The organism is Massilia sp. 05N420 (genome assembly GCF_056397205.1).
This window is the reverse complement of record NZ_JBFTMX010000014.1, coordinates 195,213-217,390: the sequence shown is the minus strand read 5'-3', so window position 1 is coordinate 217,390 and position 22,178 is coordinate 195,213. Positions and strand designations below refer to the sequence as shown.

Sequence of the window (22,178 nt, the reverse complement as noted above, 5' to 3'; positions counted from 1 at the left end):
GGAATCAAGAGGAGCGCCGAATCAAAACACGCACATCTTGTCGGCTTCTTCTCTCAGCCATGGCCTGAAATCCGGATGCGCAATCGCAATCAGCGCCTGGGCGCGCTGCTTGGCCGACTTGCCGCGCAGCTGGGCCACGCCCCATTCCGTCACCACATAGTTGACGTCGTTCTTGCTGGTGGTGGCGTGGGTGCCGGGCGAGAGCGTCGGCGCGATGCGCGACACCGTGCCGTCCTTGGCGGTCGAAGGCAGCACGATGAAGGACTTGCCGCCGCGCGAGCGGTTGGCGGCGCGCACGAAGTCGACCTGGCCGCCGGTGCCTGAGTAGGGCAGGTGGCCGATGCTTTCGCTGCCGCATTGCCCGAGCAGGTCGACCTGGAGGCTGGCGTTGATCGTCACCAGCTTGTCGTTCTGGCCGGCGATATACGGGTCGTTGGTGAAGTTCGACGGATGCATCTCCAGCATCGGGTTGTGGTGCATGAACTCGTAGAGCTTGCGCGAGCCGAGCGCGAAGGTGGCCACCATCTTGCCCGGCAACAGGGTCTTCCTGCTGTTGTTGACGGCGCCGGATTCGACCAGGGTCAGAATGCCGTCGCCGATCATCTCGGTGTGGATGCCGAGGTCGCGTTTGCCGGTGAGTTGCATCACCACCGCGTCCGGGATGCCGCCGTAGCCGATCTGCAGGGTCGAACCGTCCTCGATGTGTTCGGCCACGAGAAGCCCAATGGCTTCCTGCACCGGGCCGATCTTCGGCAGGCCGACTTCCATGATCGGGTCGTCGCTCTCGACGATCGCCGTCACCTGCGACAGATGGACGTGGCACTGGCCATGGGTGAAGGGCACGTTCGGATTCACCTCGAGCACCACTGCGCGCGCCTTGGCCACCGCCGCCATCGTGTAGTCGGCGCCCAGGCTGAGGGCGAAGTGGCCGGAGGCGCTCATCGGTGAGGCCATGGCGAACACGACGTCGGCCGGCATCAGGCCACGTTCGATCAGGGTCGGAATCTCGGAAAAATAGTTCGGGATGAAGTCGCACCAGCCGCCCTGGCCACCGGCGCGCGAGGCGCCGCCGAAGAACAGCGCCGCGTGGCGCACGTGCGGCCGGCACGCTTTCTCGAAGTAGCCGTACTTGCGCATCGCCAGGATCTGCGCGACCTTGACGTCGTTGAAGCGTCGGTACTGTTCGGATAGCGCGTGCAGCAGGGAAGGGGGCTCGCCGACCCCGGTGGGCACGATGATCATGTCACCGTCGAGCAAGTGATCAAGGGCGTCGAGGGCGCTGCCGCGTTTCGACTGGTACATCTCCTGCAGAGTCTGCATTGCCGTCTCCTGTCGTTATCCTGTGGTGCCGTATTCCTGTCCAGCATAGCAGGCTACGCCCGGATGCTGACAGGGAGTTGACGCCCTGCTACAGTGAAAGAGTTTTAATTCGACAATTTTTGGAGACGGGAGAGCGCATGAAACGGGTAACTGGCATCGGTGGCATTTTCTTTAACGCAAAGGACCCGGTGAGCTTGCGCGCCTGGTACAAGCAACACCTCGGCATCGACGTCATGGAGTGGGGCGGCACGGCCTTCAGCTGGAGCGACGAAGAGGGCAAGCCGACCGGCGGCATGACGGTCTGGTCGATCAACGCATCGGACACCACGCTGTACGCGCCCAGCACTGCGCCCTTCATGATCAATTACCGGGTTCATGAGCTGGCCGCGCTGCTGCAGGCCCTGCGCGACGAGGGCTGCCAGGTGCTCGACAAGACCGAGGACGGCGAGTACGGCAAGTTCGGCTGGGTCATCGATCCCGAGGGCAACAAGGTCGAGCTGTGGGAGCCGCCGCCCGGCCAGTAATTCCTGTCATGCAGGCGCGCGCCTGCCGTCACTGCGCGCGCCGATAATGGCCTCATCCAGCCAATCGAGGTGAGCCATGAATCAGATCGGAATATGCGGCGCGTTGGCGCTGTCCGCGCTGCTTGTAGGCACGGTCCCGGCGGCCCAGGCGCGCCAGTCTCAAGTCCAGCCCCAGGTCGAGAGTCCGCAGCAGACGCGGCAGGCCCAGGAAGCCCGGCAGCAGGCCGAATCCTATTTGCGCAAGGAGGAGAGCGCCGCCACCGGGGCCCGGACCCAGAGCACCGACCGGGCCAACCAGGATGCCGGCGTGGCCGACGAGGCGGCCGGCCACAGCGATGCCGCCCGGCCCGCGCGCACTACGACTCCGAACGCGGCGCCGCCCTCGACGCTGCCGAGCGGTAACCAGGGACCCAGCTACGGTCCGGTCCTGAACCCGCGCCAGCCGCAGACCGCCGATCCCACGCGCAAGGACCCGGCCGAGGTGCATGACGAGACCGACAGCCTGACCCGCCAGGCCCCGCCCCAGCAGTCGCAGCAGCCGCGCCAGAAGCAGCAGAAGCAGTCGAGCCGGACCCAGCGCCGCCGCGAAGCCTGGCAGCCGGCCGGTCCGCTGGCGCCGCGTCCGCTGGATGGCGGCGAGGCGGCGGCGATCGGCTATGGCGCGGTGCCGGTGCCGGCGCCCGCCATGGCGCCCGAGCCCGTGGTGCCGAGTTCGGCGCCGCTGAATTCCTGCGTCGGCGGGGCCTGCCGCGACGCCGCCGGCGGCACCTACAACCTCGGCCCCACCGGCGCCGGCGTCAGCAGCAGCGGGCGCCCCTGCACCCGCGTCGGCACGACCGTTCAATGCTTATAAACATGGCGCTGATCGCTGAAGCTCGCTACAATCCAGGAGTTGACGTTTACGTAAACGTTACTCGATTTACTCGAAACTGGAGGAGACAGCAGCATGCAGATTCAGAACAATGTATTCATCGTGACCGGCGGCGCGTCCGGCCTGGGCGCCGCGACTGCGCGCATGATCGTGGAAGCCGGCGGCATGGTCGTGCTGGCCGACGTGCAGCTTGACGCCGGCGAGAAGCTGGCCGCCGAACTCGGCAATGGCAAGGCGCGCTTCGTGAAGTGCGACGTGACCCTTGAGGCGGACGGCATGGCCGTCGTCGAGGCCGCCACCGCGATGGGCACGGTCCGCGGCCTGGTCAACTGCGCCGGCGTGGCGCCCGCCATCAAGACCGTCGGCAAGGACGGCCCGCACCCGCTGGACGCCTTCCAGCGCGCGATCAACATCAACCTGGTCGGCACCTTCAATATGTGCCGCCTGGCGGCCGACGCCATGGGCAAGACCGACGCTCTGGAGCACGGCGAGCGCGGCGTCATCATCAACACCGCCTCGGTCGCGGCCTTCGACGGCCAGATCGGCCAGGCTGCCTACGGCGCCTCGAAGGCCGGCGTGGCCGGCATGACCTTGCCGATGGCGCGCGACCTGTCGCGCAGCGGCATCCGCGTGATGACCATCGCCCCGGGCATCTTCGAGACCCCGATGCTGATGGGCATGCCGCAGGAAGTGCGCGATGCGCTGGGCAAGATGGTGCCGTTCCCGCAGCGTCTCGGCATGCCGGGCGAGTACGCCCACCTGGCCAGGACCATCATCGAAAACACCATGCTGAATGGCGAGACGATCCGCCTGGATGGCGCGATCCGGATGCAGCCGAAATAATCGGCAGAGGATAGTCAGGCGCGGACTTGCCGTGAGCAACTTGCTTATTTGATGTAGGATGCTCCGTGATATCGGGCGTGCGGGTCGACAACACCTTCGGCTGCACGCCCTGTTTTTTTCCGGAGAACCGAATGAAGTTGAAGTCGAAGCTGATCGTCCTCGCGGCCGTCCTGGCCAGCATCCAATTCCCTGTCCTCGCTCAGGATTCACTCCAGCGCGCCCCCGAAGCCGCCACCGGCTACCAGCAGAAGTCCGGCTGGGCCGCGCGCAATTACATGGTCGCGGCCGCCAATCCGCTGGCGGTCGAGGCCGGCTACGAGATGCTGAAGCAGGGCGGCACGGCGATCGACGCCGGCATCGCGACCCAGCTGGTGCTGAMCCTGGTCGAGCCGCAATCTTCCGGCATCGGCGGCGGCGCCTTCCTGATGTACTACGACGGCAAGAAGGTGCAGGCCTTCGACGGCCGCGAGACCGCGCCATCGAAAGCCGACGAGCACCTGTTCCAGCACCCGGACGGCAGCCCCCTGTCGCGCACCGAGGGCATCGTCGGCGGCCGTTCGACCGGCGCGCCGGGCGTGCTGCGCATGCTGGCCCTGGCCCACAAGCAGCATRGCAAGCTGCCCTGGAAGACCCTGTTCGGGCCGGCGATCCGCCTGTCCGAGAACGGTTTCAAGGTCAGCCCGCGCCTGCACCAGCTGCTGGCCGGCGACGCCTGGATTCGCAAGGATGCGGCCGCGCGCGCCTATTTCTACGGCCCGGACGGCAAGCCCTGGCCGGTCGGCCACGTCCTCAAGAATCCGGCGCTGGCACGCACCCTGCGCGAGATCGCCGAGGGCGGCGCCGACGTCTTCTACCAAGGGCGCATCGCGCGCGACATCGAAGCCAAGGTCAAGAGCCACCCGACCAATCCGGGCCTGCTCACCGCCGCCGACATCGCCGCCTACCAGCCCAAGTTGCGCGAGCCGGTCTGCAGCGACTACCGCGCCTACACGGTCTGCGGCATGCCGCCGCCATCCTCGGGCGGCATCGCCGTGGCCCAGATGCTGGGCATGTTCGAAACCCGCGACATGAAGGCGCTGGCACCCACCAACGGCATCCCGAACGCCGACGCGGTGCACCTGTTCTCGGAAGTCGGACGCCTGGCCTATGCCGACCGCGACCGCTACGCCGCCGACACCGACTTCGTGCCGCTGCCGGGCCGAGGCATTCCGGCCCTGCTGGACAAGAACTACCTGGGCAAACGCGCAAGCCTGATCGGGCCACGCTCGATGGGCAAGGCCGAGGCGGGCAATCCGCCGGGCGTGGAAATGGCCTGGAACTGGGGCCTGGACAATTCGATCGAGGCGCATTCGACCTCGCATATCGTGGCCGTCGACCAGTATGGCGCCGGCCTGTCCATGACCACCAGCGTCGAGGATGCCTTCGGCTCGCGCCAGATGGTCGACGGCTTCATCCTCAACAACCAGCTGACCGACTTTTCCTTCGATTCGCGTGACGCCAGCGGTCCGATCGCCAACCGGGTCGAGCCAGGCAAGCGTCCGCGCAGCGCGATGAGCCCGACCATCGTGTTCGACAAGAAGACCGGCCGCTTCGTCGAGGCGATCGGTTCGCCTGGCGGACCGCTGATCATCAACTATGTGGCCAAGGTCCTGGTCGGCACCCTCGACTGGGGGCTCAACGTGCAGGAGGCGATCGCCTTGCCGAACTTCGGCAGCCGCAACGGCCCGACCGAGCTCGAAGCGGGGCGCTTCCCGCTTGCCACGATCGAGCAGCTGAAGGCGCGCGGCCACACGGTCCGCGTGTTCGACCAGAACTCCGGCCTGCACGGCATCGAACGCATGGACATCCATGGCGTGCCGCTGTGGTTCGGCGGCGCCGACCCGCGCCGCGAAGGTGTGGCAAAAGGCGACTAAAACGATAGCAAAAGTGTATTTATCCAACAAAGGGGCGGCAGACTTTGCTACCCTTGCTTTGTGGATACTAAACATGACCTGGTAGGGCGCTCGCTGCAGCGCCTTTGCGCGTTGCTGCTGCTGACGCTGGCCTGCCTGCTGGGCGGGACGGCGTTCGCTGCGCCGACCCCGACCTTGCGCTTCGAACACCTGTCGGTGGATGACGGGCTGGCCCAGGAATCGGTGCTGGCCATCGTCCAGGACCGCGACGGGTTCATGTGGTTCGGCACCCAGTCCGGCCTGTCCCGCTACGACGGCTACCGCTTCACCAACTTCCGCAACGTGGTCGGCGATCCGAGCTCGCTGGTCAACAACTGGGTGCGCGTGCTCTACGTCGACCACAAGGGGCGGCTGTGGATCGGCACCGACGGCGGCCTCGCCCTCTACCATCCGGACAGCGGCAGCTTTTCCAGCTATCTGCCGGACGAGCCGGCCAAGCGCGGCAACGGCAACCGCCACATCCGCGCCATTGCCGACGACGGCAAGGAAGGCTTGTGGCTGGCCACCAGCGACGGCCTGCAACACTTCGACATCGCCAGCAAGCGCTTCGCCACCTGGCACCACGTGCCCGGCGTGGCCGACAGCCTGGCATCCGACAATCTGAGCTCGCTGGCGCTGGATCCCGGCGGCCGGCTATGGGTCGGCACGGCGAACGGGCTGGACAGCATCGAGCCGGACCTGATGCGCTTCAACCACCACCGCTCGCCGCAGGGCGGCAAGTTCGACGTGGTCCAGGCCCTGCTGCTGGACGCCAGCCACCGCCTGTGGATCGGCAGCATGGGCGGCCTGGAACGCCGCGCACTGGATTCCAAGGGCCAGGGGCAGGGCGGGGCGGAAGCGCTCACCCTGTTCGGCGTGGCGAACGGCATGCCGCCTGGCGAGGTCAGCGCGCTCTACCAGGACGGCGAGCGTCAGGTCTGGGTCGGCACCCACGATAGTGGCCTGTACCGCTGGCTGCCGGCGGCCGGCCGCTTCGAGAACCATCCGCACCGCATTACCGACAACTTCAGCCTGGGCGACAACCAGGTCTCGGCCCTGTACAGCGACCGCGTCGGCACCTTCTGGACCGGCACCTGGTATGGCGGGGTCTCGCGCGCCGACCTCGGCGGCGGCGGTTTCGCGCGCATCGTGCGCGGTCCCGACCTGCCGATCACCCTCAACGACAACAAGGTGCGCGGCATCGTCGCCGACGCCGGCGGCAAGCTGTGGCTGGCCAGTAACGGCGGTCTGCACCACTTCGATCCGCTCACCCGCCAGGAAAAGACCTGGCGCCTGGCGCCGGGCGAGGCCGGGCTGTCGGGTAACGCGATGGCCACCGCGGTGGCCGTCGACCGCGACGGCAGCCTGTGGATCGGCGCCCGCAACGGCCTGGTCCACCTGGACCCGAAGAGCGGCCGCCTGACGCGGCGCACGCTGTCCGCCAGCGACGCCAACGCCAACTTCGTGCGCAACCTGATGGTGGCGCGAGACGGCGTGCTGTGGATCGCCACCCGCGGCGGCCTGCACCGGCTGGATCCGAAGAGCGGCAAGCTGGTCACCTACCAGCACAACCCGGCCGAGGGCGCCAGCCTGGCCGACAACATCGTGCGGCCGATGCTCGAGGACCGCCAGGGCCGGATGTGGGTCGGCACCTTCGACGGCCTCGACCTGCTCGACCGCGCGACCGGCAAGTTCCGTCACTTCCGCCACGATCCGGCCGACATCACCAGCCTCAGCCACGACGAGGTGCACTACCTGCTGGAAGACCACCTGGGCAACCTGTGGGTCGGCACCGCGGTCGGCCTGAACAAGATGGTGGTGGGCAGCGACGGCACCCCGCGCTTCCAGCGCTACACCAGCCGCGACGGCATGAACGACGACGCCGTGGCGGCCATGCTGGAAGACCAGGACGGCCAGATCTGGGTCAGCACCTCGAGCAATATCGCGCGCCTGGATCCGGTCAGCGGCAGCTGGCGCAACTACGACGCCGCCGACGGCACCATCGAGGGCGCCTATTTCGACGCCTCGGCCCTGCGCGCGCCCGACGGCACCCTCTACTTCGGCGGCAACAACGGCATCACCGCCTTCCACCCGCGCGCCCTGCACGACAACCTGATCGCGCCGCGCGCCGTGATCACCGGCATGCAGATCTTCGGCGCGCCGGTGCACAAGAGCCATCCGGGCCTGGCGTCCTGGCCGCTGGAAAGTGCGAAAGGCATCACGCTGACCGCGGAAGACACCGTGTTCACGCTGGAGTTCTCGGCGCTGCACTTCGCGGCCCCGCAGCGCAACCGCTTCGCCTACCGCCTGCTCGGCTTCGACCACGACTGGATCGCCGCCGATGCCGGCAAGCGCTTCGCCACCTACACCAACCTCGACCCGGGCGAATACACCTTCCAGGTGCGCGCCGCCAACAAGGACGGGGTCTGGAGCGACGCCCCGGCCTCCTTCAAGATCACGGTGCTGCCGCCGTACTGGAAGACCTGGTGGTTCCGCGGCGTGGTGGTCCTGCTGGTGCTGGGCATCGGCTACGGCGTGTTCCGCATCCGCGTGGACGGCCTGCGGCGCCAGAAGGAGCTGCTGGAGCTGCAGGTCAGCGCGCGTACCGAGCGCATCGAACAGCAGAACCGCCAGCTGGAGCGCCAGACCGCCGAGCTGCGCGAGCAGCAGCGCCAGGTCCGCCGCCGCACCGACGAGCTGGCGCGCGCCAACGGCGCCCTGCAGGAGAACGAGGAGCGCCTCTACCTGGCCAAGCAGCGCGCCGAGGACGCCACGCGCCAGAAGTCCGAGTTCCTGGCGAACATGAGCCACGAGATGCGCACTCCGCTGGCCGGCGTGATCGGCATGCTCGGCTTCGCCTTGCGCGACGGCCAGCTGAAGGACACGACCCGCGAACAGATCCTGCGCGGCCAGGCCAACGCCCAGTCGCTGCTGGCGATCATCAACGACCTGCTGGATTTCTCGAAGATCGAGGCCGGCAAGCTGACCACCGAGAACATCGACTTCGCCCTCGACGAAACCATTGGCCACGTGGTCACCCTGTTCGAGGAGCAGGCCGGCGCCCACAGCGTGGGCTTCGCGGTCCGCCTGGACGACGACCTGCCGCGCTTCGTGGTGGGCGATCCGACCCGGCTGCGCCAGATCCTGGTCAACCTGGTCGGCAACGCCTTCAAGTTCACCGAGAGCGGCACCGTGACGGTGCGGGTCGAGCGCCGTCCCGAGGACCAGGTCGACGCGCCGGGACGCAACATGATCCGCTTCTCGGTCGAGGACACCGGCATCGGCATCGAGGCCGATGCGCTGCCGCGCCTGTTCCAGAAATTCGAGCAGGCCGATGCCGGCACCACCCGGCGCTACGGCGGCACCGGCCTGGGACTGGCGATCTGCCGCCAGCTGGTCGAACTGATGGACGGGACGATCGGCGCCGCCAGCACGCCGGGCAGGGGCTCGACCTTCAGCTTCGTGCTGCCGCTGGCCGACGGCGTGCAGCCACCGGTGGTGGCGCAGGTGGCGCGCGAGCCGCATACCCACCGCCTGCGCGTGCTGTGCGCCGAGGATTACCCGACCAACCAGATCATCGCGCGCATGATGCTGGAAGAGCTGGGCCACCAGGTCGACGTGGTCGAGAACGGGCTGCTGGCGGTGGCGGCCTGCGCCCGCACCCGCTACGACCTGATCCTGATGGATGGCCGCATGCCAGATATGGACGGCGCCACCGCCACCCGCCTGATCCGCGCCGGCGGCCCGATGGAGGCGCCGGTGCTCGACCAGCACCTGATGATCGTCGCCCTCACCGCCAACGCCAGCGAGGAAGACCGCTCGCGCTACCTGGCCTGCGGCATGGACGCCTTCCTCACCAAGCCGATCGACGACATCCAGCTGCACTTCCACCTGAGCCGCGCGATCGAGCGCCAGTTGCAGCGCGGGATCGAGCTGCAGCCGATGGTGCCGCCCGAGGTGCGCGCGCCGGCCGCCAAGCCGACCACGGCCGAGCTGGACGCCATGTTCGGCGTGTCCAGCGGGCCGGCGCTGCCGGACCCTTCGGCGCCGGTCGGCATCTCGCCGAAGTTCGGCCGCCGCGCCGGCGACATGATGGGCAAGATGCGCACCGCCTTCGCCGCCGACCTGCCGCGCCGCCGCAGCGAGCTCGACGCAGCGCTGGAAGCCGGCGACACCGAAGCCTGCGGCCGCTTGCTGCACGGCATGCGCGGCAGTGCAGGCTACCTGGGCGAGGCCGAGCTGCACCGCTTGTGCACCGAACTCGAGAGCGAAGCCGACGCCGGCCGCCTGGACGAGGTGAGGGCGCGCCTGCCCGAGCTGCTGGCCGTGCTGGCGCGCTTCGAGGAAACCACGGCGTGAATCGTGCGCGCCCGGGCACTGGGTATAATTTGCTTAAGAACAATAGCGGAGACGCGATGAAGGTCTTGATTGTCGATGACGACGTGGTGTCGCGCATGATGCTGATGCACATGATCGACAGCGCAGGCAGCTACGAGGTGCTGGAAGCCGAGGACGGCGAGGACGCCTGGCGCCAGCTCGACACCGGCATCCATCCGGCGATGCTGTTCTGCGACCTGCGCATGCCGCGCCTGTCCGGCATGGAGCTGCTGGCCCGGGTCAAGGCCGACGAGCGCTTTGCCGGCCTGCCTTTCGTGCTGGTCTCGGCCGCCGGCGACGGCGCCACCATGGAGCAGGCGATCGGCCTGGGCGCCGACGGCTACATCGTCAAGCCCTTCGACGCCGGCAAGGTGCGCGGCTACCTGGACAGCCTGGCCCGGCAGGACGAGCAGGCGGACGAAAGCCCGGACGCCACCATGGAAAGGCTGGGCATCGACGCCTCCCGCCTGCTGCTCTACCTGGGCGGCCTGCAGCGCCAGCTGGCGAGCGCCGGCGCCGAGGTCGAGCGCCTGCTGGGCGCCGGCCAGTTCGACGCCGTCCGCGCCCACCTCGCGCGCCTGGCCGAAGGCTGCCGCACCCTCGGCCTGCTGCACGCCGCCGCCGCGCTGGAGACCCAGGCCGCACTGCCGCTGGCGGGCGCCGCCCTCGCACGCGAACTCGCAACTGCCGGCGCCGCGGTGCAGCGCAAGATCGAGGCGGCGCGCCGCTTCGCTCCCCTGTAAGGGGCGTCACCGCACAGAGCGAGACCGCAAGCCTGTGCCAATTGCGCGCCGCCCGGCCATTGTTTCTTATTACAATCGGCCGGATGAGCGCTTCAAGATGGACAGGACGGTGACTTCTTCTTTCGGCTTCCTCACGGGCGGCGGCCTGATGGGCGAACACATAGCCGCGCACGACTGGTCGGCGACGCCGCTGGGACCGATACCGTCCTGGCCGTCCGCCCTGCGCATCGCGCTGGGCAGCGTCCTCAATTCCAAGTTCCCGAATTTCCTGTGCTGGGGCCCTGAGCTCATCAGTTTCCATAACGACGCCTACCTTCCCATCCTGGGCCTGAAGACGGCGCTCGGACGCCCTTTCCGCGAGGTCTGGGGCGAAGCCTGGGACACGGTCGGTCCGATCGCCGAGCGCGCCTGGACGGGCGAAGCCTGCTATTTCGAAGACCTGCCGGTGACCAGCACCCGCCTCGGCTATCCGGCCCAGCATCACTACAGCTTTTCGTACAGCCCGGTGCGCGACGAGGACGGCCAGGTGGCCGGCATCCTGTGCACGGTGATCGAAACCACCGGCAAGGTGCGCGCGATCGACGAGCTGCGGCGCCTGAACGACAGCCTGAGCCACCAGGTAGCCGCCCATGCCGCCGACCGCGACCGCCTGTGGCGGATCTCGCCGGACGTGATGGCGGCGGCCTCGCTGGCGACCGGACGCTTCCTGACCGTCAACCCGGCCTTCACCGAAGCCTTCGGCTGGAGCGCCGAGGAGGCGACCACCCGGCCCTTCATGGAGATGGTGCATCCGGACGACCGCGAGGACGTCGCCGTCCACATGGGCATCCTGGCCCAGGGCACGCCCCTGGTCGGTTACCAGACCCGGGTGCTGCACAAGAACGGCTCGCATCGCTGGGTGCAGTGGACGCTCTCGCCGGAGGGCGAGCTGCTGTACGGCGTGGCGCGCGACATCACGGCCGAGAAGCAGCAGGCCGACGCCCTGCGCCAGGCCGAGGAGGCGCTGCGCCAGTCGCAAAAGATGGAAGCGGTGGGCCAGCTGACCGGCGGCCTGGCGCACGACTTCAACAATATGCTGGCGGGCGTGGCCGGCCACCTGGAGCTGATGAAGCTGCGCCTGCGCATGGGCCAGACCGGCGACCTGCCGGCGCGCATCGACGCCGCCCTCGGCGTGACCCAGCGCGCGGCCTCGCTCACGCACCGCCTGCTGGCCTTCTCGCGCCGCCAGGCCCTCGACCCGAAGCCGACCAGCGTGAACGCCCTGGTGATGTCGATGATCGACCTGGTCAAGCGCTCGTCAGGACCCTCGATCACCCTGCGCACCCAGCTGCATTCGGCCCCGTGGACCACGCTGTGCGACCCGAACCAGCTGGAAAGCGCGCTGCTGAATCTGGCCAACAACGCGCGCGATGCCATGCCGGAAGGCGGGGTGATCGTGATCGAAACCGAGAATGCGGTGATCTCGCCACTGCAGGCGGGCCGCTACGGCGACCTGAAGCCCGGCGAATACGTGCTGGTGACGGTGCGCGACAGCGGCGCCGGCATGCCGCCGGACGTGCTGGCGCGCGCCTTCGATCCCTTCTTCACCACCAAGCCGATGGGGCAGGGCACCGGACTCGGGCTGTCGATGGTGTACGGCTTCGCGCGCCAGTCGGGCGGCCATGTGCGCATCGATTCCATGTCGGGGAAGGGCACCGAGGTGCGCATGCTGCTGCCGCGCCTGGTCGCCGAAGCGCCGCAGCCGGAAGTGGCGGATGGCGATGCCCCGCTGCCGGCCGCCAGTCGCAAGGGCACGGTGCTGGTGGTCGACGACGAGGCCGAGATCCGCTGCGTGATGGCAGAAGTCCTGCGCCTGCAGGGCTATACGGTGATGGAAGCGGCCGATGCGCCCCAGGCCCTGCGCCAGCTGCAGGAGCGCGGCCGCGGCGGGCGCCCGGACATGCTGGTGACCGACATCGGCCTGCCGAACGGCATGAACGGCCGCCAGCTGGCCGACCAGGTACGCATGCTGTGGCCGCAGATCCCGGTGTTRCTGGTGACCGGTTACGCGGAAAGCACGGTGATGCGCAACGACACCCTGCCGGCGCAGATGGAACTCCTGACCAAGCCCTTCGCGATGACGGCGCTGGTCAAGAAAGTGGGCGCCATGCTGGGGGCGGGGACCGGCGCCAGTGTCAGCAGCGGCGCGAACTCCGGCGCCGCCGATGAGGTGCCGGCCTGATTACTTCTTCGGCGGCGGCACCGGATTGATTTCCTGCGACCAGACCACGGCGGCGATCTTCCAGCCCTTCTCGGTGCGCACCAGCTGCCAGCTTTCCTTGCCCCAGTTGCGGCGGTAGCTGCCGTCCAGGAAGCTGTAATCGAACCACACCTGGGCGACTTCGCCATCGGTGTCGATGCGGACGTTGGAGAAGGTCTCCTCGGCCGGCATCGGTGCTTTGGCGACCATCTCGATGAACGCGCGCGGCGTGCTGCTGAAGAACTTCTTCCATTCATGGCCTATGGGTTTCGAGGAAAGCAACTTGAACGGCAGGGTTGCTTTTAAGGGAAACAGCAATCCATATGAGATAGATCAACGCCTCCTACGTACGCTTCAATATCGTCAAGAACTACGCTTCGGGCTGCTTAGCACAATTGGCTGCGTAGTTTTTGAGGTAGGACAAAGCTACTAAGGAGTTTGAGATGGATCATGCAAATATGAGCAGAAGAGCGTTTCTCGAGCGCTCTGCGCTCGCCCTGGGCGCAGCCGCTGCGCCGATCGAGTTGTTCGGGCAGACCCTCCTGACGGTTCGTCCCGAGTGGCAGGCATTTAAGATTACGCCACAATATGACTCGTTGTTGAAAGCCGTCAGGCTGATGAAAGCGAATACGAATGCCGGCAGTCCGAATAGCTGGACGTATTGGACCAATATTCACGTTAGTAAATGCCCGCACAGCCTTCCATATTTCCTCGCATGGCATCGCGGCTACATCTACTATTTCGAGCGCCAATTGCGCGCCGTTTCCGGAGACAGCAAGCTGGTCCTCCCATACTGGGATTACTATACCTATGCCCAACTTCCGGCCGAGTTCACGAACCCGAGCACCGATAATCCTCTTTATGTCGAGCGGGTGAACACGAATGTCCTGCAGGCTTTGAGCATGGCGGCCTTTGCCAGCACGGTGACTAATTTCCAGGAAGGTAAGTCGCAGGCATTCGAACCGATCTTCGAGAGTGCTCCGCACAATCAACTCCATAACCTCATCGGCAACGCGATGGCGGACATGGTTTCGCCCAATGATCCCATTTTCTGGCTGCACCATGCGAACGTCGACAGGATATGGGTGTCATGGGTCGCTGCCGGCGCTGGGCGCAAGATGCCGGCGCTTACCAATTCCTATTGGTCGGGGAAGCACGTGTATACGAGTTCACTGAGCATGCTCAGGACACAAACCTACAGTACTCGAACGACGCTGGCCTACCGCTATCAGAACGAAACCATGCCAACCAAGCTGCCTCTGGCCCAGGTGGAAAGCGACAAGGAGAATGCACGGCTGTTCCGCGTGCAGGCAACCATGGATAGCCTGCCCGGCACGATGCCATCCGTGGGTTCGTTTCGGATTTCCGGACCGCATCAGACCAGCGACACGAGCTTCGCGCTGGGCGGTGCGCTGGATGTCGGGCTCGCCGAACGTTCGGTGAGCGTACAGTTACCGGTCAGCGCGGAACACGGCCGGGCACTGGCCGACATCGCAAAAGGGAACCCGGCACGCATCGCCGGGGTAGCGAAGACTTACCGGTCGGCGCATATCGTGCTGGATGCCGTCGAATTGTCCGAATTGGGAGGGAAGGGTGGCTATTTCTACAAGGTCTATTTGAACCTTCCTTCGAGCACTCGCTCGTCTGGCAATACGCGTAGCGTCTACCTCGGTACGCTTGGCGCTTTCGAGATTCATGCCGCAACTCATCACGGCAGCGGGCATGGTCCTGTGCGTCTTCGCTACAAGATAAAGCAGGCAATCGACGGCGCTACAGTCACCGAGATCGGCATGATGTCGCTATCGTTCGTGCGGGTTAGCGGCAGTAACACCCCGAGCGGCGGAGTCATCGGCATTGGGGAAGTGCGGGTGGAAGCCGACGACGACGATTCTTAATGCCGGCATAAGGCTGGATCCAGCAGTTCCTGCACTTTGCTCAAGTGCAGGAGTGGCTCCGTAAATCATGTGCTTCGGAAGTGAACAACGCGGCAATCAAATGAGGATTGCGCGAATAAAAGGTGGACTCGATACATTCAATGTCATGCTTGATAAAGCTGCGTCCATGTTTCGAGTCCCGAGTATCCAGCGCCCACTATTCGTAATGTCGACATGCTTCTTATCGCAGTGTGTTCTGGAATACGAACGACGCCGCAAGGTTCTCTATCGTCCAGGCCGCCGTGCGGAAGCAGAGTCCCTGGCCGCTCCGTTCTTGTTTATTTCATTGTAAATAAATAAACTTTGGCTAATAAGGTTAGCTATACGAATGAGTGGGTGTGAATTCGGTTTTCCAGGTAAAAATAATAAACGGAATGTCGTAATCGGGGATGCGGATGGATTAGGGCAATGCATGCCGAAATCTTTTGAACTGGATCGGCAGTTAAATCACGCAAACGCCAAATATGACGATTGTCTTGCTTGTTCATTATTTGTCGTATGTTGTTCAATATTGAAAGGAAAGAAGTGTAAAAATATGGGTCTATAAAACAACAGTGTTTTTATTGACACACCAAGGGTGCGATCGATTACATTATCAGTTGAGTCCGCTATTTGACTAGTGGTAGTTGAACGGGAAGCTTATTTTATCATGGTGAAATTTATGTGAGATAAGTGAGGCCGCCGATCAGTTGCTATTGCGGTGTAAGAACTGTTCAGAAGAAATAAAAAAGAAAGGCTCCTGAAAATGATTAATGTAGTCGTGGCAAGTAGCCTGTCCTTGCTTCGTGAGGGCATGAAATCGCTTCTTTTACGACATAAGGACATACGAGTGGCTGCGGAAGTTGCTTATATGGAAGACGCCTTGGCAGCCGATGCGGCCGTTAAGAATGGCGTTGCAGTCATCCTGGCACCCTTGCAGTATCGTGATGAAAATACTGCAGCGCTGGCCTCCTCCGAATGGAAGCATCGGCGTCTGATCACTGTTACCTTGGGGGATGACATTGTTACGGTGCAAGCGGCCCTGCAGATGGGGGCCAGGGGAATCTTATATAAAAGTTGCACGCCAGATCACATCTTGAATGCTATCCGTATCGTGGCAGAGAACCAGTTTTATGTCGCAAAAGAAATAGCAACACTCATTGCGACAAATTTGAAGTCGTTCAGCGCAATGAATGCCTTCGTTCACTTGACACAACGTGAGTTGGAAATACTAAAGCGTATTGCGATCGGCAGAAGAATGTCGACGATCGGGCGGGAATTGGGAATCAGTTCAAAGACAGTGAGTTCGCACAAGGCAAATATTTTGGATAAGCTGGCCCTGACATCCGACTCGGAGCTGGTTCTGTATGCCATGGAAAACGATCTGTTCGATCTATTCGTCGATCACACTAAACGTAAAAAGACAGTCGCCAAGAGGACACAATTCAGAAATGGCATGAACGCCATAGGACAAAGCGTGATCTTCACGAAGGACTGCCATGAAATCGAGTCCGGTACAAGAACTCATCGACGACATCGTATCGGGAGTGTATCCGGACCCGAAGGCGATTCGTGAGCGCTATGTTCTGACGCAATCCCTGCTTCTGCTGGTATTTTTTGCAAAACGCAAACCAGATAAACAAGGGGATCGCTCGACAGCGTTGATGAGAGCAGCCATCAAGAAGATGATGGAGCATCCTGATACGTGAAGATGGTCCCCCCGACAGGAATCGAACCTGTATCTCACGCTTAGGAGGCGCGCGTACTATCCATTGTACTACGGGGAGGACTCAGCGGTTCGGCGAGCGGACCCTGAGAAACAGGCCGGAATCGTGAACCGACCGCAATTATAGCCGATGATCCAGACAATATTGGAAGTTCGGTCCCGCCAGTCGGTACAATGCGTCTTTCCCTCATTGCTGCACACGATCATGGCTGTCATCTCCCTCACTTCCGCGCAACTGGCCTTCGGCCACGTCGCCCTGCTCGACCATGCCGATTTCTCCCTGGAGGCCGGCGAGCGCGTCGGTCTCATCGGCCGCAACGGCACCGGTAAATCCTCGCTGCTGAAGATCATTTCCGGACGCTCGAAACTCGACGACGGCCTGCTGGTCATGCAGCAGGGCCTCAAGATCGCCTACGTCGAACAGGAGCCGATGTTCGATCCGGCCATGACCGTGTTCGATGCCGTCGCCGGCGGCATGGGCGAGCAACAGGCGATGCTGGCCGAGTATGAATCGCTGACCGGACAGTTCGGCCAGGGCAACGACGACGCGCTCATGGAGCGCATGCACGAGCTGCAGCACAAGCTCGATGCAAGCGATGCCTGGAACATCGGAAACAAGGTCGAGACGACCCTGGACCGCCTCGGCCTGAAGGGCGATGCGCAGATGGGCACGCTGTCCGGCGGGATGCAGAAGCGGGTCGCGCTGGCGGTGGCCCTCGTATCTGCGCCGGACGTGCTGCTGCTGGACGAGCCGACCAACCACCTCGACTTCAGCTCGATCCAGTGGCTGGAGGGCCTGCTGCGCGAGTACCGCGGCTCGGTGCTGTTCATCACCCACGACCGCCGCTTCCTCGACAACGTCGCCACCCGCATCATCGAGCTCGACCGTGGCCGCCTGCTGTCCTTCCCGGGCAACTTCAGCAAGTACCAGGAGCGCAAGAAGGAATTGCTGGCGATCGAGGAAATCGAGAACGCGAAGTTCGACAAGGTGCTGGCCCAGGAAGAGGTGTGGATCCGCAAGGGCGTGCAGGCGCGCCGCACCCGCGACGAAGGCCGCGTGCGCCGCCTCGAAGCCCTGCGCCTGGAGCGCGCCGCGCGCCGCGACCAGCAGGGCCAGGTGCGGCTCGACGTCGGCTCCGGCGAACGCTCCGGCAAGATCGTGGCGGAGCTGGAAAACGTCTCCAAGTCCTACGGCGAGAAAGTGATCATCGAAGGCTTCTCCGGCATCGTGCTGCGTGGCGACAAGGTCGGCCTGATCGGTCCGAACGGCGCCGGCAAGACCACCTTGCTCAAGATTATCCTTGGCGAGGAAACGGCCGACAGCGGCACGGTCAAGCTCGGCACCAAGCTGAACGTGGCCTACTTCGACCAGATGCGCGCGCAGCTCAATGAGGAGGCGTCGCTGGCCGACACCATCTCGCCGGGCAGCGACTGGGTCGAGGTCAACGGCCAGCGCAAGCACGTGATGAGCTACCTGGGCGACTTCCTGTTCGCGCCGGAGCGTGCCCGCTCGCCGGTCAAGTCGCTGTCAGGCGGCGAGCGCAACCGCCTGCTGCTGGCCCGCCTGTTCGCCAAGCCGGCCAACTGCCTGGTGCTGGACGAGCCGACCAACGACCTCGACATCGACACCCTGGAGCTGCTGGAAGAGCTGCTGGCCGAGTACAGCGGCACGGTCTTCCTGGTCAGCCACGACCGTACCTTCCTCGACAACGTCGTCACCGAGGTAATCGTTTCCGAAGGGCAAGGGATGTGGCGCGAATACGTCGGTGGCTACAGCGACTGGGAGCGCGTGAAAACCGAGGCTGCCAAGGCGCCGGCTGCGACGCCGGCCGCGGCCGCGAAGACCAGCCCGGTTAAAGCGAACGAAATGTCATCCAGCGCACAGAACGCGGCTGGCAAGAAGGTAAAGTTGAGCTACAAGGAACAGCGAGAGCTGGAGGAGCTCCCTCAGCTCATCGCCAGCCTTGAAGACGAGCAGTCGGCGATCACGGCCCAACTGAACGCGCCAGACTTTTACAAGACCAATCCCGCCGATGCGCGCAGAATCAACGGGCGTTTCGCGGAGATCGAGGACTTGCTGCTTGATGCCCTGGAACGCTGGGAGCGCCTCGAGGCGCGCGTCAGGGGGGAGTAGCATGGCTCGCTAGAGAGCGCAGGCCAAGTGCCTGCCGATGATGGAGAGACATGACTGAACATGACGAACGCATCGCTCCACCCGCCGCGGCGACACGTCCGGCCGATGCACCCATGTTCAGCCGTGCGGCCTGGGTCCGCATCCTGCCGTTCGCGGCCTATCTGTTCTTCATCGTCGCCGGCGACGTCCTCGAACGCCTGGGCGTCGCCTCCTCCGCGCTGCTGTGGCTGTATCCCGCCAAGATCGCAGCCGTCGTGCTGCTGCTGGCGCTGTTCTGGCGCCACTATTCCGAACTCAGGCATTTCCGCCTTTCCACGCCCGCGGTCCTGACCGCGCTCGCCACCGGCGTCGTGGTGCTGGTGCTGTGGGTCAGCCTGGACGCCGGCTGGATGATCTTCGGCTCGCCTGCGGGTTTCGATCCGCGCAGCGAGGGCCGGATCGACTGGCTGCTGGTCGCCATCCGCATCCTCGGCGCGGCCCTGGTCGTGCCCGTGATGGAAGAATTGTTCTGGCGCTCCTTCCTGATGCGCTGGGTTGCTGCCCCCAATTTCGACTCGGTTGAGCCATCTCAACTCGGTCCCAAGAGCTTCATCATCACCGTCCTGCTGTTCGGCTTCGAGCATAACCTGTGGCTGGCCGGCATCGTCGCGGGCGCCGCCTACAGCCTGCTGTACATGCGTCACCGCAGCTTGTGGTCGCCGATCCTGGCGCACGCCGTCACCAACGGCCTGCTGGGGATCTGGGTCGTCCGTACCGGTAACTGGTCGTACTGGTAAATCCGTCCAGCGCGTTTAACCTTAAGAAGACAAACAATCATGTTGAATTCCCGCGTGCGTCCCCTTGCCCTGCTGATTTGCTCCGCCTTCGCTGCGATCCCGGCCGTGCCGGCCGGCGCCGGGCCCAACGATGCGCTGCATGTCTATGGCGGCGTGGCTTACGGTCACGACGACAACCTGCTGCGCGTTCCCGAGGACCAGCCCGCCTTTGACAACACGCGCGGCGATTCGTGGTGGACGCGTGAAGCTGGCTTGATCTTCGATAAGACCTACAGCCGGCAGCGCATCACGCTCGTCGCCAAGCTGTCGAAGACCAGCTTCGATCACTTCAAGCAGCTCGACTACGACGGCAAGGACTTGCAAGCGAACTGGAATTGGCAACTCGGAAATCACCTCGAAGGCAAGATCGGCACCTCGCTGGAGCAGGTGCTGGCCCCGTACACCGATTTCGCCAGCACGGAGCGCAACCTGCGCCGCACCCGCAGCAGCTACGCCGAAGGCGCCTGGCGCTTCCATTCGGCCTGGAGGGTGCGGGCCGGCTTCCAGCGCGACAAGTACAGCTACGAAGCCCTCAGCAACCGCTACAACAACCGGACCGAGGACGCTTCCGAACTCGAACTCGACTACCTGGCGCGCAGCGGCAGCACGGTCGGCCTGGTGGCGCGCCATGTGAAGGGCAAGTATCCTGTCCCGCGCCCGGTCGGTCCCTTCGCCTTCAACGACAACTTTACCCAGGACGAGTTGAAGGCGCGCGTGCGATGGCTGGCAACCGGTTCGACCACGCTGGATGCCCTGGTCGGCTACACACGCCGCAACCAGCCTTCCTTCGGCGAAGGCCGGACCAGCGGATTCGCCGGCAAGATCAACGCGACCTACCAGCCGCGCGGCAAGATGACCTACACGGCAGCGGTGTGGCGCGATTTCGCCCCGCTCGAAAGCACGGTGGTCAGCTATACCCAGAACACCGGCGCCAGCGTCGGCGCCCAGTGGGATGCGACCGCCAAGATCTCGGTCAACGCCGACGCCACCTATGAACGCCGCAACTACAACCCGCGCCGCGACTTTGCCGGCTCGGACAACCTCCGCGATGCGATCCGCACGACCAGCCTGCGCGCGACCTGGCATCCACGCCCCCTGCTGCAGGTGCAGGGCGGGGTGGCGCACCAGTCGCGCAGCGGCTCCGTGGTCCTCGGTACTGGCAGCTTCAAGTCGAACAGCGTGACGCTGACGGCCAACGCCCAGTTCTGAGGCAGTTCCAACAGGTTCCTATGACGGTCAATGACATACCACTGATCTCGTTTTTCCAGCGGGTGCTCGATCCCCTGATCATTATGGGAACGCTGTACCTGTCCGCGCTGCTGTTCCACGAACCGTTCTCGGGCTACATGCTGGTGCTGATGATCCTGGCCTTCTTCATTTCGTCGGCCGTGTACCAGCACATCGATCCCTACCGCACCTGGCGCAGCGGACGCATGTGGGCCTATGCGCGCGATACCGTGTTCGGCTGGGCCGTGACCCTGGCCGTGCTGTGGTTCCTCGGTTCGTCGAGCGGCCTGAAGTACTTCTACGACGCCCGCGTGCTGGCCACCTGGGCGATCGCGACGCCCGCGATCCTTCTGACCAGCCACATCGCCGCGCGCCTGGCGAATTCGCCGAACCGCAGCAAGGAGGTGCGCTCGGTGGTGGTGGTGGGCGCCAACGACGTCGGCCTGAAGTTCGCCGGCGTGGTCGAGAAGCATCCGAACCTCTTCATGGCGGTGCGCGGCTTTTTCGACGACCGCACCGACGACCGCATCCCGGCCGGCATGCATCACCCGATGCTGGGCAAGACCGGCGAGCTGGCGCAGTACGTGCGCGAGCACGGCATCAAGATGATTTTCATCAGCCAGCCGATTTCGGCCCAGCCGCGCATCCGCAAGCTGATCGACGAATTGCAGGACACCACGGCCTCGGTCTATTTCCTGCCCGACGTCTACATCTTCGACCTGATGCAGGCGCGCTTCGACAACGTCGGCGGCATGCCGGTGATCGCCATCTGCGAGACCCCTTTCATGGGCCTGAACAGCACCATCAAGCGCGCCTCCGACGTCGCGCTGGCCGCGCTGATCCTGCTGCTGCTGGCGCCGCTGATGCTGGTGGTCGCCATTGCCGTGAAGCTGAGTTCGCAGGGACCGGTGATCTTCCGCCAGCGCCGCTACGGCCTGTATGGCGAGGAGATCATCGTCTACAAGTTCCGCTCGATGAGCGTGATGGAAAACGGCGCGACCGTCACCCAGGCCCAGCGCAACGACGGCCGGATCACGAAGATCGGCGGCTTCCTGCGCCGCACCTCGCTGGATGAGTTGCCGCAATTTGTCAATGTCTTGCAGGGCCGCATGAGCATCGTCGGCCCGCGCCCGCACGCGGTCGCGCACAACGAGCAGTACCGCAAGGTGATCAAGGGCTACATGTTGCGCCACAAGGTCAAGCCGGGCATCACGGGTTGGGCCCAGGTCAACGGCCTGCGTGGTGAAACCGCCACGCTGGACAAGATGGAAGCGCGCATCCAGTACGACCTCGATTACCTGCGCAACTGGTCGCTGTGGCTGGATCTGTGGATCGTGCTCAGGACGGTGAAGGTCGTATTGACGCGAGAAAACGCATTTTAAGTGTGTTTTGTCGGAAATTAAGTCTACTTAAGGTTGACTTAAAGGGGTGGATTCAATCGGATCGGCGCTTGCGGGCTCGATTGAGCTGCGTAGAATAATTGATGAGATTGCAATATTTAAGGGGCAGACCCAT

15 protein-coding genes and 1 tRNA gene are annotated in these 22,178 nt (G+C 64.4%); 13 read left to right on the top strand and 3 right to left on the bottom strand.

Annotation, left to right across the window (positions count from 1 at the left end):
- Positions 1-21 precede the first annotated feature (21 nt).
- Complete coding sequence (locus AC1DIX_RS11195; protein ID WP_442124314.1) at positions 22-1,320, bottom strand: acetyl-CoA hydrolase/transferase family protein; 1,299 nt, start codon at positions 1,318-1,320, stop codon at positions 22-24.
- Between the two features lie 137 nt (positions 1,321-1,457).
- On the opposite strand from AC1DIX_RS11195, the gene AC1DIX_RS11190 reads away from it, so the two are divergent.
- The 7 genes from AC1DIX_RS11190 (at position 1,458) to AC1DIX_RS11160 (ending at position 12,830) form a co-directional block, all read left to right on the top strand.
- Positions 1,458-1,844, top strand: coding sequence for a VOC family protein (locus AC1DIX_RS11190; protein WP_477324293.1), 387 nt, complete (start codon positions 1,458-1,460; stop codon positions 1,842-1,844).
- Positions 1,845-1,920: 76 nt separating this feature from the next.
- Positions 1,921-2,697 carry a hypothetical protein gene (locus AC1DIX_RS11185; protein WP_477324291.1) on the top strand — a complete coding sequence of 259 codons (777 nt, stop codon included), beginning with the start codon at positions 1,921-1,923 and terminating at the stop codon, positions 2,695-2,697.
- A gap of 93 nt (positions 2,698-2,790) precedes the next feature.
- A complete protein-coding gene (locus AC1DIX_RS11180) occupies positions 2,791-3,558 on the top strand; it encodes a 3-hydroxyacyl-CoA dehydrogenase (RefSeq protein WP_442124317.1) in 768 nt (255 codons plus the stop codon).
- Positions 3,559-3,689: 131 nt separating this feature from the next.
- Positions 3,690-5,471: a gamma-glutamyltransferase gene (ggt, locus tag AC1DIX_RS11175; RefSeq protein WP_477324289.1), complete on the top strand. Its 1,782-nt coding sequence runs from the start codon at positions 3,690-3,692 to the stop codon at positions 5,469-5,471.
- Positions 5,472-5,531: 60 nt separating this feature from the next.
- Positions 5,532-9,848: a hybrid sensor histidine kinase/response regulator gene (locus AC1DIX_RS11170; protein WP_477324287.1), complete on the top strand. Its 4,317-nt coding sequence runs from the start codon at positions 5,532-5,534 to the stop codon at positions 9,846-9,848.
- A 56-nt stretch (positions 9,849-9,904) separates the two neighbouring features.
- Complete coding sequence (locus AC1DIX_RS11165; RefSeq protein ID WP_477324285.1) at positions 9,905-10,609, top strand: response regulator; 705 nt, start codon at positions 9,905-9,907, stop codon at positions 10,607-10,609.
- 109 nt (positions 10,610-10,718) lie between these two features.
- The gene (locus AC1DIX_RS11160) at positions 10,719-12,830 is read left to right on the top strand and encodes a hybrid sensor histidine kinase/response regulator (RefSeq protein WP_477324283.1); all 2,112 of its coding nucleotides are present in this window, start codon (positions 10,719-10,721) and stop codon (positions 12,828-12,830) included.
- Here AC1DIX_RS11160 and AC1DIX_RS11155 read toward each other — a convergent pair whose 3' ends face one another.
- The gene (locus AC1DIX_RS11155; RefSeq protein ID WP_442124322.1) at positions 12,831-13,130 is read right to left on the bottom strand and encodes a nuclear transport factor 2 family protein; all 300 of its coding nucleotides are present in this window, start codon (positions 13,128-13,130) and stop codon (positions 12,831-12,833) included.
- Between the two features lie 161 nt (positions 13,131-13,291).
- On the opposite strand from AC1DIX_RS11155, the gene AC1DIX_RS11150 reads away from it, so the two are divergent.
- Both AC1DIX_RS11150 and AC1DIX_RS11145 read left to right on the top strand, forming a co-directional pair.
- Positions 13,292-14,743 carry a tyrosinase family protein gene (locus AC1DIX_RS11150; RefSeq protein ID WP_477324281.1) on the top strand — a complete coding sequence of 484 codons (1,452 nt, stop codon included), beginning with the start codon at positions 13,292-13,294 and terminating at the stop codon, positions 14,741-14,743.
- 784 nt (positions 14,744-15,527) lie between these two features.
- Positions 15,528-16,337, top strand: coding sequence for a LuxR C-terminal-related transcriptional regulator (locus AC1DIX_RS11145; protein WP_477324279.1), 810 nt, complete (start codon positions 15,528-15,530; stop codon positions 16,335-16,337).
- 136 nt (positions 16,338-16,473) lie between these two features.
- Here AC1DIX_RS11145 and AC1DIX_RS11140 read toward each other — a convergent pair.
- Positions 16,474-16,548, bottom strand: a tRNA-Arg gene (locus AC1DIX_RS11140).
- A 144-nt stretch (positions 16,549-16,692) separates the two neighbouring features.
- Here AC1DIX_RS11140 and AC1DIX_RS11135 point away from each other — a divergent pair.
- From AC1DIX_RS11135 to AC1DIX_RS11120, 4 genes are read left to right on the top strand one after another with little or no spacing between them, the layout of a single operon-like run.
- Positions 16,693-18,621, top strand: coding sequence for an ATP-binding cassette domain-containing protein (locus AC1DIX_RS11135; protein WP_477324277.1), 1,929 nt, complete (start codon positions 16,693-16,695; stop codon positions 18,619-18,621).
- Positions 18,622-18,671: 50 nt separating this feature from the next.
- A complete protein-coding gene (locus AC1DIX_RS11130; protein ID WP_477324275.1) occupies positions 18,672-19,397 on the top strand; it encodes a CAAX prenyl protease-related protein in 726 nt (241 codons plus the stop codon).
- Positions 19,398-19,436: 39 nt separating this feature from the next.
- Positions 19,437-20,645, top strand: a complete 1,209-nt coding sequence (gene epsL / locus AC1DIX_RS11125; protein ID WP_442124327.1) for an XrtB/PEP-CTERM-associated polysaccharide biosynthesis outer membrane protein EpsL — start codon at positions 19,437-19,439, stop codon at positions 20,643-20,645.
- A 20-nt stretch (positions 20,646-20,665) separates the two neighbouring features.
- A complete protein-coding gene (locus tag AC1DIX_RS11120) occupies positions 20,666-22,045 on the top strand; it encodes an undecaprenyl-phosphate glucose phosphotransferase (protein ID WP_477324273.1) in 1,380 nt (459 codons plus the stop codon).
- Positions 22,046-22,178 lie beyond the last annotated feature (133 nt).